This is a genomic window from Candidatus Binatia bacterium, from assembly GCA_036563615.1.
GTDB lineage: Bacteria > Desulfobacterota > Binatia > UBA12015 > UBA12015 > DATCMB01.
The window spans coordinates 174608-189613 of record DATCMB010000019.1 but is presented as its reverse complement, the minus strand read 5'-3'; the positions used below and the strand labels follow the sequence as shown (position 1 = coordinate 189613).

The 15006-nt window shown below is 73.7% G+C and carries 10 protein-coding genes; 6 read left to right on the top strand and 4 right to left on the bottom strand.

Going from position 1 to position 15006, the window contains the following annotated elements:
- Positions 1-3: 3 nt before the first annotated feature.
- Entirely contained in the window at positions 4-1233 is a 1230-nt protein-coding gene (locus tag VIS07_16550) for a zinc-binding alcohol dehydrogenase family protein (protein HEY8517123.1), read from the top strand.
- A gap of 434 nt (positions 1234-1667) precedes the next feature.
- Here the strand turns inward: VIS07_16550 and VIS07_16545 are convergent, their stop codons facing one another.
- Positions 1668-3917 carry a YfhO family protein gene (locus VIS07_16545; protein HEY8517122.1) on the bottom strand — a complete coding sequence of 750 codons (2250 nt, stop codon included), beginning with the start codon at positions 3915-3917 and terminating at the stop codon, positions 1668-1670.
- A 52-nt stretch (positions 3918-3969) separates the two neighbouring features.
- On the opposite strand from VIS07_16545, the gene VIS07_16540 reads away from it, so the two are divergent.
- Positions 3970-4899: a TIGR03560 family F420-dependent LLM class oxidoreductase gene (locus VIS07_16540; GenBank protein ID HEY8517121.1), complete on the top strand. Its 930-nt coding sequence runs from the start codon at positions 3970-3972 to the stop codon at positions 4897-4899.
- A gap of 45 nt (positions 4900-4944) precedes the next feature.
- Here the strand turns inward: VIS07_16540 and VIS07_16535 are convergent, their stop codons facing one another.
- Positions 4945-5889, bottom strand: a complete 945-nt coding sequence (locus VIS07_16535; protein ID HEY8517120.1) for a rhomboid family intramembrane serine protease — start codon at positions 5887-5889, stop codon at positions 4945-4947.
- 91 nt (positions 5890-5980) lie between these two features.
- Complete coding sequence (locus tag VIS07_16530) at positions 5981-7828, bottom strand: PQQ-binding-like beta-propeller repeat protein (GenBank protein ID HEY8517119.1); 1848 nt, start codon at positions 7826-7828, stop codon at positions 5981-5983.
- A gap of 231 nt (positions 7829-8059) precedes the next feature.
- On the opposite strand from VIS07_16530, the gene VIS07_16525 reads away from it, so the two are divergent.
- The 4 genes from VIS07_16525 to VIS07_16510 all read left to right on the top strand — a co-directional run bounded on the left by VIS07_16525 (position 8060) and on the right by VIS07_16510 (position 14124).
- Positions 8060-8365 carry a hypothetical protein gene (locus VIS07_16525; GenBank protein ID HEY8517118.1) on the top strand — a complete coding sequence of 102 codons (306 nt, stop codon included), beginning with the start codon at positions 8060-8062 and terminating at the stop codon, positions 8363-8365.
- 63 nt (positions 8366-8428) lie between these two features.
- Complete coding sequence (locus VIS07_16520) at positions 8429-9655, top strand: TolC family protein (protein HEY8517117.1); 1227 nt, start codon at positions 8429-8431, stop codon at positions 9653-9655.
- The gene (locus tag VIS07_16515; protein ID HEY8517116.1) at positions 9652-10992 is read left to right on the top strand and encodes an efflux RND transporter periplasmic adaptor subunit; all 1341 of its coding nucleotides are present in this window, start codon (positions 9652-9654) and stop codon (positions 10990-10992) included. The genes VIS07_16520 and VIS07_16515 overlap by 4 nt, the downstream gene beginning before the upstream one ends.
- Before the next feature lie 12 nt (positions 10993-11004).
- Positions 11005-14124, top strand: a complete 3120-nt coding sequence (locus VIS07_16510) for a CusA/CzcA family heavy metal efflux RND transporter (protein HEY8517115.1) — start codon at positions 11005-11007, stop codon at positions 14122-14124.
- Here the strand turns inward: VIS07_16510 and VIS07_16505 are convergent.
- On the bottom strand, positions 14108-14992 hold the full coding sequence (locus VIS07_16505; GenBank protein ID HEY8517114.1) for a PHB depolymerase family esterase: 885 nt from the start codon (positions 14990-14992) through the stop codon (positions 14108-14110). The genes VIS07_16510 and VIS07_16505 overlap by 17 nt on opposite strands.
- Positions 14993-15006: the final 14 nt, after the last annotated feature.

Genomic DNA, 15006 nt, shown 5'->3' with positions numbered 1-15006 from the left:
ACCATGCCGATCGAAACCGAAGCCTGGGTGCTGCACCGTGCGCGACCGGACGAGCGCGGTCCGGGGCGGCTCTCGCTCGAGACCATCACGCTGCCCGATCTCGGCGACGACGGGATCCTCGTGGAGCCGCTCTACGGCTGCTGGGAAGGCAACATGACGCACGCCGTGCTGCGCGACCCGATCGACGTCTGCGCGATGCGCGGCGAGGACAGGATCGTGCTCGGCAACGCCGGCACGATGCGCGTCCTCGAGGTCGGACGCGCGGTGCGCAACGTGCGCCCCGGCGACGTCGCGGTCCTGAACGCGAGCGGCACGCAGGACGAGCACGGCTTCATGATCCAGGCGTACGCGTACGACGCGCCCGGCACGGTCGGCGTGCTCGCGCGTCGCCTGGTTCTGCGGCGCGAGAACCTGCTCCACATCCTGCGCGACTCGGCCTGGTCGCCGCGCGACTGGGCGGCGTTCTCGCTGCGCTTCCCGACCGCGTGGGCGAACTGGCGGCTCGCCTACGGCGCCTATCGTCTGCAGATGACGGAGCGGATGTGTCCCGAGCCCTTCGTCGTCGGCTGGGGCGGCGGCGTGACGCTCGCGGAGCTCCTGCTCGCACGCCAGCAAGGTTGTCGCGTCGCGATGATCGCGTCACGCCCCGAGCGTCTGACGCGCATCCGCCAGCTCGGCATCGAGCCGATCGACCGGCGCGAGTTCCCCGACCTCGAGTTCGACGAGGCGCGCTACGCCGCGGACGGCGACTACCGCAAGGCCTACAAGCGCTCGGAGGAAGCGTTCCTCGACGCGTTGCGCACGGCGGGCGGCGGCCGCGACGTCGCGATCTTCCTCGACCACGTCGGCGCGCCGGTGTTCCGCGCCACCGTCAAGGCGCTCGGCCGTCAGGGCGTGCTCGCGACCGCCGGCTGGCGGCGCGGCATGAAGACGACGCTGCTGCGCGCGATCGAGTGCATCAACCACCACGTCTACGTGCACACGCACGGCGCGCGGCTCGACGAGGGTCTCGAGGCGATCGAGCACGCCGAGGCGACGGGCTGGATGCCGCCGCTCGAGCGCGAGACCTGCGCGTGGGCGGACATCGGCGACTTCGCCGAGGACTGCATCCACGACCGGGTCGCGTCGTACTTCCCGATGTTCGCGGTGAACGCGGAGGAGGCGCGCGACGCGGTGACGGGCCGCGACGAACGGCACGACCCGCGCCAGGCCGCTGCGACGCTGTCGCTCTGACGGACGTGCGCGCGCCCGCGTGTGCGCGCACGGCGACGTCGCGCGCGAGCGCTGCGGCAAGCGCGGAACGCCGCGGGGCACCCTGCGCCGCTCGGCGCTGGCGCGCTCCTAGCGCAGCTGCGCGACTTGCTGGGGCGACGGCGGGGAAGCCGCGGCCTCGATCCGTTCGAGCCGCGCGCTGAGCTCCTCGAGCCGCGCGGCGAGCATCGCGTTCTCGCCTCGCTGCGCCGCGATGCCGGACGATCGATCTCTTGCGGGTCGTGGAAGCGCACTGGGCGGAGCGACGGAATCAGGATTCGCGTCGCCGCACGACAATCTCAAGTTTCGCCGTCGGCCGTGTCCTGTCCGCACGTGGGCGGGCGGCAACCATCGACGCCCGACGCCGGCGAGCGCCGCGGCGACCGGCGGCCGCCCTCCCCTCGCGAGCTCGCAGCTCAGCGGCTCGGCGCCGGAAGCTCCGGGCGGCCCGGCTCGACGGCCGGAGAAGCTTCGTGCGGGGTCGCTTCGTGTGGCGCAGCGACGTCTCCGCGCGCTGGCGCGCCCGCCCGCGCGAGCGCGACGCTGCGACGCCCGTGCCACGCAAGCGCGCCGAGCGCCGCGAGCGCGAGCAGCGTCACGGCGGCACCCGCGAGGAGTCCCGGCGGCAGGTAGCGCAGGACGACGCGGTGCGCGCCCGCGCGCAGCCAGACGCCGCGCACGAGGCCGTTCACCTCGACGATCGACGCCTCGACGCCGTCGACCGACGCGCGCCAGCCGCCGAGGAAGGTGTCGTTCACGACCAGCAACCCGTCGTCGGCGAGATCGACGTCGAGGACGAGCTCGCTCTGCCGATCCGCGACCAGGCGCACGGCGGCCCGCGCCGCGCCGTCACCCATGCCCGCTCCCATCGCGGACGCCGTGGGCAGGCCGAGCGAGCGCGCGCCTTGCGCCGTCAGCACCGCGACGTCCGCCGCGCCCTCGCCGGCGAGCGCGACGAAGCGCTCGAGCGCGCGCTCCGCGTCGGGCGCGATCTCGATGCGCTGCGCGACGAACGCGCGCGGCCGCGCATCCTCGAAGGCGTACGCGCGCACGCCGAGCGACTCGCCCTCGACGTCGAGCGGACGCAGGCCGGGCGTGCCATCGAGCCAGACGAAGCTCGTCACGTACTCGGTGCCGAGCGCGGCCAGCACGCGCAGCGCCTGATCGCGCGGCACGGCGGCGAGCATCTCGTGCAGGTGCTCGTGCTTGACGAGGTTCAGCGAGCTCGGCGAGTTGACGTTGGCGAGGCCGTAGAGCTCGGCGACCGCGCCCCACGGCAGGTTGCGATCGATCGCCACCGCCGCGGCGAGCGAGCGCGGAATGTAGCGTCCGGTCGGGTTGGCGTAGATGCGCGGCGCGCCGACGACCGCCGCTCCGCTCTCATCTGAAGCATTGCTTGCTTGACGCGTGGAGGTGTCCGCGAGGATCGCGCGCGCCACGGCAGGCGGGTCGAGGATCGCGGCCGGCTGCGGCGCGTAGAGGACGTCGCGATTCGCGCGCGCGAGGTCGAAGAACACGCCCGCGACGACCACGACGCTCGCCAGCGTCGCGAGCCGCGCGCGACCATGGCGCCGCGCGACCGCGAGCAGCGCCGCGAGCCCGAACGCGGCTCCCACGGCGAGCAGCGCGTGCACGCCGAGGAAGAGCTTCTCGGGATAGCGCAGCAGATTCGACAGCGGCACGTGCGCGTGGAGGAACGGATAGACCGGTGTGTGCGAGCCCATCACGACGAGCAGCGCGCCGAGCGCGACGGGCGCCCAGTAGAGACGTCCCGTGCGCGACGCGAGCAGGCCCGCGACGGCGAGCGCGAGCACCGCGGGCCCGACGTAGATCTGCGGCATGAAGCGCTCGGGCGACGGCGGCCACCAGGCGAGCGCGAGCTGCGCGAGGTCGATCGGCGGCACCGAGTAGCGCATCGCGGTCGCGGGGTCGAAGCCGAACGTGCCGCGCCAGGTCTCCGTCAAGTAGTGACCGAACGGCAGCAGCTCGACGGCCGCGAGGGCGAACGCGAGCGGCGGCACGACGAGGCTCGCAGGATGTCGGCTCGTGAGCACCAGCGCCGCCGCCGACACCAGCACCATCTCCGGCCCACCGGCGAGCAGCGCCATGCCCATCGCGAGCGACGAGAGCGCGATCTTGACGCCGAGCGCGCGCGGCCGGAGCCACGCCCACAGGATCCACGGCAGCCACGCGGCGGACAGAAGCTGGTTCAGCACGTTGCCGAGCGACACCATGGTGCCGCCGAAGGTCCACACCACGGCCCCCAGCAGCGCCGCGCTCCGCGGCAAGCTCCACACGCGCAGCAGCAGCCAGGCGCCGAGCGCGGTGAACGCGTAGTGTGCGACGAAGAGCAAGTTCAGCCCGCGCCAGAACGGCGGCACGGCGAGCAGCAGGTTGCCCGGGTAGAGCGCGCCCGCGAGCAGATCGGCGAGGAACGGCTTGCCGAGCGCCGCGTCGGGGTTCCACAGCGGCCACCGGCCCTCGGCGATCGCGCGCGCGAGGAACGACTTCAGCGGCAGCAGCGCCGCGAGCATGTCCGGCTCGGCGACGATCGCGCGCCCCGCGAGCAGCGGCGCGAACCACCAGGCGACCGCGAGACACAGCAGCAGCGCGAGCAGGACGTCCGTGCGCTTGCGTTGCTCTCCCGGCCCTGATTTCACGCTCATACATCGGCGTTCGGAAGGCGTTTCTTCAGCCGTTCGCCAGGGCAGACGCGACATGAAGTTCGGCATCCACACCGGTCCGCAACTGTGCACGCTCGACGAGCTGCGCACGCTCTGGCGCTTCGCCGACGAGCGCGGCTTCCACTGGGTCTCGGTCTGGGACCACTTCTACCCGGCGCAGTTCACCGACCTCGACGGCCCCTGCTTGGAAGCGGTCGCGGCGCACACGGCGCTCGCCTGCGAGACGCGCAACGTCCGTGTCGGCTGCCTGGTCTACTGCGTGCCCTACCGCCACCCGGCGGTGCTCGCGAAGGCGCTCGCGACCATCGACCACGTGAGCGGCGGACGCATGGAGTGCGGCCTCGGCGCCGGCTGGCACCAGCAGGAGTTCGACGCCTTCGGCATCCCGTTCCTGCCGATCAAGGACCGCCTCGACCAGCTCGAGGAAGGCGTGCAGATCGTGCGCAGCATGTTCGAGAACGAGCGCACGACGTTCGCGGGCAAGTACTACCGCGTCACCGACGCGTACTCGGCGCCGAAGCCCGTGCAGGCGCGGCCGCGCATCTGGATCGGCGGCGGCGGCGAGAAGCGGCTGCTGCGTCTGGTCGCGCGCTACGCCGACGGCTGGAACATCCCGTTCGTCGCGCCCGAGGTCTTCGCGCAGAAGCGCGAGGTGCTCGACCGCTGGTGCGAGCGCGAGAAGCGCGACCCGCGCTCGATCCTGCGCACCGTCAACCTCGGTCCGGCGATCGTCGAGCGCGAGAGCGAGCTCGCGCGCGTCGAGGAGAAGCTCGCGGCCCAGTTCGGGAGCCTCTTCCCGTACATCCGTCCGAGCATGCTGATCGGCACGCCGCAGCAGGTGATCGACCGCATCGGCGAGTACCAGCGCGCGGGCGCCGAGTGGGTGATCCTCGCGCTGCGGGCGCCGTTCGAGCTCGAGCAGCTCGAGCTGTTCGTCGAGCGCGTGATGCCGGCGTTCGCGTGAGACGCACGTCCTGAGTCGCGCTTCGAGCTACGCGGCGCGCGCGCCTCACTCGGGTCGCGCGTCGTGCTCCGTTCGTGCGCCCTGCTCCCGTGAGGGAGCCCTCGGATCGATCGTCGGCGAGGACGCCTCGGACGAGGCGCTCGCATCACGCTGCGGATGCGCCAAGCGCGGCGCGAGCAGGCGTCCGAGCGCGACGCCCGCGAGCAGCCCGCCGAGGTGCGCCGCGTTGTCGCTTCCCGGCCCCGCGCCGACCAGCAGCGCGTACACCGCGGCGAGCGCGCCCAGCACCTGCCAGCGCTTGAAGCGCCCGCCCCACGCCGGATCGAGCGACGTCCCCGCGAGCGCGCCGAGCACGCCCGCGATGCCGCCCGACGCGCCACCCTTCAGGCTCGCGCTCGGCGCGAACACGTGGCTGAACGCGTTGCCCGCAATTCCCGTCAAGGCGAAGATCAGCAGGAAGCGCCACGGTCCGACGAGGTGCGCGAGCGGCGGCCCCAGGATCGCGAGCGTCAGAAGATTGGTGACGAGGTGCGGGCCGTCGAAGTGGACGAAGACGGCGCTCGCGAGCCGCCACCACTCGCCGAGCCACACCTGGTCCCAGGTGACGGCGCCGAAGTCGAGGAGTCGCGCGCGCGTGACCTCGCGTCCTGCGCCGTGCAGCAGCCAGAACCAGCCGACGCACACCGCGGCGACGAGCGCGACCGCCCACACGTCGCGGTGCAGCCACAGCGCGCCCGCGGGCGGCGCGTGGCGCTGCGCGCGCGCCGCCGCCTGCTCTCGATCGACGTTCGCCCCGAAGCCGGCCGGATACTCCTCGGCGATCAGCGCCCGCGCGCGCTCGGCGTCGAGCTCGCCGGTGTAGACGGCGTACACGCGCGCGTCGTCGGCCTCCGCCACCGCTTCGATGCCCATCGCGGCGAGGAGCACGACGACCTCGTCGGCCTGGCGTCGCGTGAGTCCGCTCGCGACCGCGGTCGTTGCGGGGGACATCGGGTGGCTCCGCGGCGATCCTACCCGGTGGCGAAGTCTTCGCCAGCGAATCGCCGAGCTGAGCGTCCCGTTCGTCAGCGCACGACGACCGTCACAGCTTCACGCAGCGGCCCGACTGGCACACTCCCGCGTCGTCGCGCACCACGCACGGCGTGCCGTCCGGCCGCTCGACGAAGCGACAGCCGCCGGCGCCGAACTCGTCCGTCGTGCACTGGTTCAGGTCGTCGCAGATCGCCTCGTCGAGGATGCAGACGCCGTCCACGCACGCGCCTTCGAACGCGCCGATCGTGCACTCGCTGCCGTTCGGGCGCGGGACGTTCTCGCACGCGCCGGACGCGTCGCGCGCGTCGACCGTGCAGGTGTTGCCGTCGTCGCACGAGCCGGTCTCGGGGCAGCCGTCGGTGCCGGCGATGCAGAACGCGGTCACCGGGCTCGGGATGAGCGAGGTCTGGAACGCGATCTCCGCCGGCGAGCCGCCGCGCGCGCCGGTGCCCGAGCCGACGTAGAGCCGGCCGCCGACCAGGACCGGCGCCGACGACGCAGGGCCGCCGACGCCGAGGCGCGCGAGCTCCGCGCCGGTGTCCGAGTCGTACGCGAAGACCGAGCCGCCGATCGAGCCCATGAAGACGACGCCGGGAATCGCGGTGGTCGGGCCGAAGCTCGGCAGCGCGTCGGGGTTGCTCCACAGCACGGCGCCGTCCGACGCGCGCAGGCCCCACGCGGCCGGGAGCTGCGGGTTCGCGATGTCGGTGCCGACCGCGGTGCTGAACAGCACCTTGCCCTCGCCGACCGCGGCGCTCGCGATGATGCCGCCGATGTCGCCGCCCGGCACGACCTTCGTCTGCCAGTAGGGCTCGACGCGTCCGGTGATCTCGTTCACGCCGTCGCGGTCGAGGACGTAGTACGTGCCGTCCTTGACGCCGACGCCCACCACCTCGCGCACGCGTCCGCCGATCTCGATCTCGAAGAGGTTCGGCACGCCGCCGATCGCGAGGTCGTCGTTGTCGACCTCGCGCGGACGCCAGACCCAGACCGGCGCGCCGTCGAGGGTGAGCGCGAAGATCGCCTCGTCGAAGGGCGGCATGGGCGGCGGCGGGTCGGGCGTGCTCGGGTCGTCGTCGGTGTCGCAGTTGCTCGACGCGGAGTAGACGAGTCTGCGCTTGACGTCGATCGTCGCCGACGACCAGACGTTGCCGCACGCCGTGCCGGTGCGGTCGTGGTCGCAGCCCGGGCGGGTCGCGAAGAAGTCCTTCGGCAGCCCGAGCTCTTCTGCGGTGTGGTAGCCGTCGTAGCGTCGCACCTCGTCGTCGGCGAACGGACGGCAGGTCGCGCCGGTCTCGAGGTCGAAGTACCAGCGCAGCGTGCCGCGACGCGCGTCGACGCTGTAGAAGCCGCCCTTGCCGCGCCCGAAGTCGTTCAGGTCCATGCCAAAAAAGACCTGCCCCTCGAACACCGCGGGCGAGGACAGGATCTCGTTGCGCTCGGTGAGGAAGTCGCAGTCCTCGCAGCCCGTGCCCGCGTCGAACTGCCAGACCAGCTCGCCGGTGGTCGCGTCGAGGCAGTACATGGTCATGCCGCTGCCGACGTAGAGCAGCCGCCGCCCGTCGACGTCGGCGATCGCGCCGGACGACGCCTGCGGGTACGACGCGCCCGGATGCGGCTTGAAGCGGTACGTCCAGATCGGCGAGCCGTCGTGGGTGCGCAGCGCATAGAGGATGCCGTCCCAGGACGGGACGTAGAGCGCCTGCACCGAGCCCTCGCCCGGCAGCTCGATCTCGGCCACGACCGGCGACGCCGTCACCACCGCGCCGGTCGTGAAGCGCCACAGCGGCACGAGCTTCGAGACCGTCCCCTTGTTGATCAGCGTCTCGTGCGGATTGAAGAACGTCCGCTCGTAGCCGCCGCCGTACATGCGCCACTCGCGGGGCGAGCTCTGCACTCCGGATCCGCCCGGATTCTGCGCGTCCGAGCAGGCCGCGACCGTGAGCGCGGCGCACAAGCAAGCGAGCGTTGCGGGGCCGGGTCGCATGGGCGCAACGTTTTCTCCAACGCCAGGGAGTTGTCCAGACGCTTTCCCGCGCCCGGGCCCCTTTCGCGCCGGCTCCCGGAGCGCGGAACGGCCGAGGGAGCTTGACCAGGCCCCGCCCGCCTGCGTATACTTCCCGCTACCGTGAAGGTCGCCCGGCTCGTTTTGAGCTTGACGCTCGCGCTGTTCGCCTTTCAGGCGAGCGGCGCGTTCGAGCTGGTCGCCGACGTCGAGTGCCGCGAGCGCTGCGTCGACGACGACGCGCGCGGGCGCTGCGCCGACTCGTGCACCGAGTGCAGCTGCTGCTTCCACCCGCGGCCGATGGCGCGCGCCTCGGTGACCGAGGCTCCAGCTCCCGCCTGCCGGACCTGTCCGCCGGCCGAGCCCACGCCCGAGTACGCCTCCGCGCCGCCGAGCGAGATCCTGCACGTCCCGATCTCCCTCGCCTGACGATCCTCTTTGCGTCCCGACGTCCCACACGAGCGGCGCGGGACCCGGACCAGCGAGGGAGACATGCTTCGTGCTCTTGCGGCCGCCGCCGTCGCGGCCGTCGTGTTCGACATCTGCGCGCAGCCCGCGCACGGCGCGAGCTGCGACATGACGCTCGAGCGCGCGCTCGAGATCGCGCGCGAGCGCGCGCCGTCCGTGCTCGCCGCGCGGGCGCGGATCGACGAGGCGCGCGCGCAGCTCGCCGGCGCTTCCAGGCTGCTGCGCTCGAATCCCGAGATCGAGGCCGACGCCGGACCGCGCTTCTCGGACGAGGGCGACACCACCGACGTGCGCGCCAAGCTGAGCCAGGCGTTCGAGCTCGGCGGCGCGCGCGCCGCGCGCATCGACGCCGCCGCAGCCGACGTCGCGCGCGAGGAGGCGAGCGCCGACGACGCGCAGCGCACGGCGCAGCGCGAGGTCGCCGAAGCGTTCCTGCGCGCGCGTGCGGCGGAAGAGCTCCTGATCGTCGCCGAGGACGCGGCGAGCGGCGCCGACGAGCTGCAGCGCGCAGCCGAGCGCCGCCATCGCGCGGGCGACGTCGCGATCCTCGAGGTCGCGGTCGCCCGCGCGTCGGCGGCGCACGCGCGTGCCGAGGCCGGCGCCGCCCGCGCCGCGCGCCGCGAAGCCGTCGGCAAGCTCGCCGTCCTGCTCGGCCAGGACGTCGACGTGCCGCCCCGCCCGTGCGGCCCGCTGCGCGCGCCCGAGCCGCTCGAGCTTCCGGAGCTCCTGCGCCGCGCGCCCGAGCGCGGCGACCTGCGCGCGCTCGGCGCGGAGATCGGCGCCGCCGAGGCCGAGGCGCGCCTCGGCGCGGCGCGCGCCTGGCCCGAGCTGCGCATCGGCACCGAGTACAAGCGCGAGGAGGGCGACGACATCTACCTCGGCGGCGTCGGCTTCTCGGTGCCGATCTTCGACCGCGGCGAGGCGGCGCGCGCCGCCGCCGAAGCGCGTGCGCGTCGCCTGCGTCTCGAGCTCGCGGCCGCGGAGCGCGCCGTCTCGGCGGACGTGCGCACGGCGTGGGAGGTGCAGCGCGAGCTCGACGCCGCGGCCGGCGAGCTCGAGCGCGTCGTCCCCGAGCTCGACGACGCGGAGAAGCTCGCGCGCGCGAGCTACGACGCGGGCGAGCTGTCGCTCGCGGACTTTCTGCAGCTGCGTCGCGAGACGCTCGAGCTACGCCGCGCGCGCATCGAGCACGCGCTCGCCGCCGCGCTGGCGCGCGTCGCCGTGCAGGCGCAGGCGAGGGTGCTGCGATGAGGACGCGGCCGTCGAGAACGCCGCAGGACGCACGACGCGTGCTCGTCGCCTGCACTCTCTTGCTCACGAACGCGCTCGTGCTCGGCGCGTGCGAGCAGCGCGCGCGGGACGAGCGCAGCGCGGCGCGCGCGCCGGCGTCGCACGCAGCAGACGCCGCGAGCACCGTGCACGACGAGCACACGGCACACGACGCCGACCGGCACGACGAGCACGGAGCCGCGCACGGCGCCCACGTGGACGCGCACGTCGGGCACGCCGAGCACGCGAGCGGCGACGTCATCCGCGTCGACCCCGGCATGCTGCGCGACCTGCGCGTCACCACCGCGCCCGTCGAGGTCCGTCCCGCCGGCGCGACCGTCACCGTGCTCGGCGAGCTGCACGTCAACGAGGACCGCTACGCCGAGGTCGGCGCGCCGATCCCGGCGCGCGTCGTCGAGGTGCGCGTCGCGCCGGGGGCGCGCGTCGAGACGGGCGAGACGCTGATCGAGCTCTCGAGCCCGGAGCTCGGACGCGCGCGCGCCGACCTGCTCGCCGCCCGCGCGCGCGCCGAGCTCGCGCGCAAGGCGCTCGCGCGCCTCGAAGCGCTCGCCGAGGAGCGCATCGTGCCCGCTCGGCGCGTGCAGGAGGCGCGCGCCGAGGCGGAGGCCGCGGACGCCGAGCTGCAGGCGGCGGGCGCCGCGCTCCATGCGCTCGGCGTCGATCCCGCGCAGGCCACCGCCGATCCCGCGCGCGCCGCGATTCTCGAGCTGCGCTCGCCGATCGACGGCGTCGTCATCGAGCGCAACGCGATGCGCGGCCAGCTCGCCGATCCCTCGAAGCCGCTCGTGCGCGTCGCCGACCTCTCCGAGCTCTGGCTCACGGCGCACGCCTTCGAGCGCGACGCCGTGCGCATCGCGCCCGGCGCCGCCGCCGAGGTCGGCTTCGCCGCGCTGCCCGGACGCGAGTTCCAGGGCACGGTGACGCTGGTCGGAAGCCGCGTCGAGCCCGAGTCGCGCACGATCCCGGTGCGCATCACGGTCGCGAACGAGGACGGCACGCTGCGTCCCGGCATGTCGGCCACCGCGCGCGTGCCGCTCGCCGACGAGATGAGCCGCGTGCTCGCCGTGCCCGCCGCGGCGCTGCAGCGCCTCGCCGACGGCTGGGTCGTGTTCCTGCCGCGCGGCGAGGGCCGGTTCGAGGTGCGCCCGGTCGGCCGCGGACGCGACCTCGGCGGCGAGGTCGAGGTGGTGTCCGGGCTCAAGCCCGACGAGCGCGTCGTCGTCGACGGCGCCTTCCTGCTCAAGGCCGAGGCCGAGAAGGCGCGCGGCGGCGGCGACGGACACGACCATGCGCACTGAGCGGGGGCGGACATGATCGCACGCATCGTCCGGGCCTCGTTCGCGCAGCCGGCGCTCGTCGTGCTGCTCACCCTCGCGGGCGCCGCGCTCGGCGCGAGCGCGCTCCTCGGTCTGCGGCGCGACGTCTTCCCCGACCTCGCCGCGCCGGTGTTCAACGTCATCGTCCAGAACCCCGCGATGAGCGCCGAGGAGCTCGAGCTCGGGATCGCGATCCCGATGGAGACGGCGCTCGCGGGCGTCCCCGAGGTGCGGCGCATCCGCTCGACGAGCCAGCTCGGCGTCGCGCAGATCACCGTCGAGCTCGAGCCGGACGCGGACTACTACCGCTCGCGCCAGCTCGTCTCGGAGCGCGTCGCGCAGGTCGCGCCACAGCTTCCGCCGGGCACCGGCACGCCGCTGCTTTCCAACGTCACCGGACGCCTCAACGAGGTGGTCGAGATCACGCTCGGCGCGAAGCCGGGCGCGGTCGACCTGATGACGCTGCGCGACCTCGCCGAGGTCGAAGTCAAGAATAGACTCCTCGCCGTGCCGGGCGTCGCGGCCGTCGAGCGCATCGGCGGCTACCTGCGCGAGTTTCAGGTGCAGCTCGATCCCGACCGCATGGCCGTGCGCGGCGTGACGCTCGACGAGGTGCTGCACGCGGTGCAGGGCGCGAACGAGAACGCGTCGGGCGGCTTCGTCGTGCAGGGTCCGATCGAGTGGAGCGTGCGCGCCGTTGGGCGCGCGCGCACCGTCGAGGACGTCCGCTCGACGGTGGTCGCGGTGCGCGGCGTGACACCGGTGCTGGTCGCCGACGTCGCCGACGTCATCGAGGGCCCGAGCGTGCGACGCGGGCTCGCGCACCGCCTCGGCGAGGAGGTGGTGCACGTCCGCGTCATCAAGCAGTACGGCGCCGACACCGTCGCGGTCGGCGATGGTGTGCGACGCGCGGTCGAGGATCTGCGCCGCACGCTGCCCGACGGCGTGACCATCGACGTCGACTACGACCAGTCGAAGCTCGTCGCAGACGCGCTCGGCGGTGTGGCGCGCGCGGTGCTCGCGGGCGCCGTGCTGGTCGTGCTCGTGCTGTTCGCGCTGCTCGGCGACTGGCGCGCGGCGCTGATCGTCACCGCGACGATCCCGCTGTCGATCGCGCTCTCCGGGCTGCTGCTCGAGACCTGGGGCGTCGGGCTCAACACCATGACGCTCGGCGGGCTGGCGATCGCGGTCGGGCTGCTGGTCGACGCGTCGATCATCATGGTGGAGGGCATCTCGCACCGGCTGACGACGCGCGCGGCGCCCGCGGGCGACGCCACGCCCGCCGAGCGGCGCGCGATCGCGCTCGCCGCGGCGATCGAGATGGGCCGCCCGATCGCGTTCGCGGCCGCGATCGTGGTCGCGGTCTTCCTGCCGCTGCTCTGGATGACCGGCATCGAGGGACGCATGTACCGGCCGCTCGCGGCGGCGGTGATCGCCGCGCTCGCGTCGTCGCTCGTGCTGGCGCTGACCGCGGTGCCGGTCGCCGCGGCGCTCTTCCTGTCGCCGCGACGGCGCGCGGCGGACGAGGACACCTGGATCATCGCCCGCGTCAAGCAACTCTACGCGCCGCTGCTCGACGGCGCGATGCGCCACGCCGGCGCGGTGCGACTCGCGACGCTCGCGATCACCGTGCCCGGGCTCGCGCTCGCCTTCGTCGTCGGCTCCGACTTCATGCCGCGGCTCGACGAGGGCGCGCTGATGATCCAGACCAGCGTCCCGCCCGAGGCCTCGCTCGAGGAGGTCGACCGGCTGAACCACCGCGTCGAGGACGCGCTGCGCGAGGTGCCGGACGTCGCGCAGATCGTGCGCCGCACCGGACGCTCGGAGCAGACGGAAGACCCGATGCCGCACACGCTGTCCGACGTGCTGGTCGTGCTGCGCGAGCGGCGCACGGGCACGCTCGACGAGATCACCGAGCGCATGCGCGAGGCGATCGCCAGGATCCCCGGCATCAACGCGCTGTTCACCACACCGCTCGGCATGCGCATCGACGAAGGCCTCGGCGGCACGCCGTCGGACATCGCGGTGCGGATCTTCGGTCCCGACCTCGACACGCTCGCGAGCCTCGCCGCGCGCGCGGAGGAGATCATGCGCGGCATCGACGGGCTCTCGGACCTGCGCGTCGAGCGCACGACCGGTCTGCCGCAGCTCCGCATCGAGGTCGACCGCGCGGCGGTGGCGCGCGTTGGCTTGACGCCGGGCGACGTCATCGAGGCGGTGCGCGTCGGCATGGTCGGCGAGCGGCAGAGCGAGGTGTGGGTCGGGCAGCGGCGCTTCGACCTCGTCGTGCGCCTGCAGGACCACCGACGCAACGACCTGAGCGCGATCCGCACGCTGCTGGTCGACGGGCACGACGGCAGCCGCATCCCGCTCGGCCAGCTCGCGCGCATCGAGCAGACGACGGGTCCGGCGTCGATCCGGCGCGAGGCCGGCTCGCGCCGCGTCGCGGTCGAGGCGAGCGTCGTCGGGCGCGACCTCGTCTCCGCGGCCGAGGAGGTGCGCGAGCGGCTCGCCGCCGAGCTCGCGCTGCCGACCGGCTACTTCTTCGACGTCGGCGGACGCGTCGAGAGCCAGGCGCGCGCGGCGCGCTCGCTGACGATCGCGATCGCGCTCGCGCTACTCGCGGTCGTGGTGCTGCTGCAGCTCGCGCTCGGCGCGGCGGCCGAGGTCGCGGTGATCCTCGCGACGCTGCCCGACGCGTTCGTCGGCGGCATCGTCGCGCTGCTCCTCGCCGGCGAGACCTGGAACGTGTCGTCGCTCGTCGGGCTGATCGGGCTCTTCGGCATCGCGGTGCAGAACGGGCTCGTGCTGATCACGCAGACGCGCTCGCTGGTCGCGGAAGGGCGTCCGTTCGCGGACGCGCTGCGCGAGGCGAGCATCGGACGCGTGCGGCCGAAGCTGCTCACCGCGTCGACGGCGATCCTCGGTCTGCTGCCGCTGCTCGTGCTGCCGCTGCACGGCACCGAGATCGAGCGGCCGCTCGCGATCGTGATGATCGGCGGGCTCGTCACGTCGACCGCGTTCACGCTGCTCGCGCTGCCGACGTTCTACGCCTGGGTGCACGACCTCGGCGCGCGCCTGCGCGCGCGCCGGACGGTCACGGGCTCAGGCTGAACGCCGAGAGGAAGCTCCACGCCGCGTCGGTCGCGCTGAACGTCCCCTGCGGATCGCGCTCGCCGCCCGGCCAGTCGTGGCCGAGGCCCGTGACCGCGCACAGCTCGGTGGTCGCGCCGTCGGCGCACTCGGGCGCGACCTCGCAGGTCGCGTTCGGCGCGAGCTCGACGAGCACGCGCGTCTCGCTGCACGAGTTGTGCTTGACGAACTCGCGCAGCGAGAACTCGCCGAGCGCGAACGGCACGACGGGATCCTCGACCATGTTGATGATCTGCATGGGGCGCGGCGCCGCCGGCTCGCACGGGAAGAGCGCCAGCGAGCCGCCGACCGGCGCGAACGCGGCGAAGAGGTCGGCCGCGTCGCAGGCGAGGCGGAAGGCCATCGCGCCGCCGTTCGAGAAGCCGGTCGCGTAGATCCGCTGCGGGTCGATGCAGTACTCGCTCTCGATCGCGGCGACCATGTCGCGGGTGAAGCCGACGTCGTCGACGTTCTCGCTCATCGCGGGGTCGCAGCAGACGCCGGCGTTCCACGACCGCCCGATGCCGTCGCCCGCGGCGGTGATGAAGCCCTCCGCCAGCGCCTTCTCGGCGAAGCCCGTCGTGGCGAGGATCTGCGCGCCGGTCGAGAAGACGCCGTGGTAGACGAGGACGAGCGGCACCGGCGCGCCGCCGACCGCCGCCTCGGGCACGACGAGCTCGAAGGTGCGCTCGAGGCCGCCCGAGGCGATGGTGATCTGCCGCGTGCCGGCGGCTCCGGTCTTGCCCGCGCAGGGGCCGCGATCGTGCGCGTCGCCGCAGGCCGCGAACGCAACCACGAGCAGCGCGAGCAGCGCGCCGCGGACCGTTTCTCTGAATCTGTTGCTCGTCATGGGCACAGGGGTCC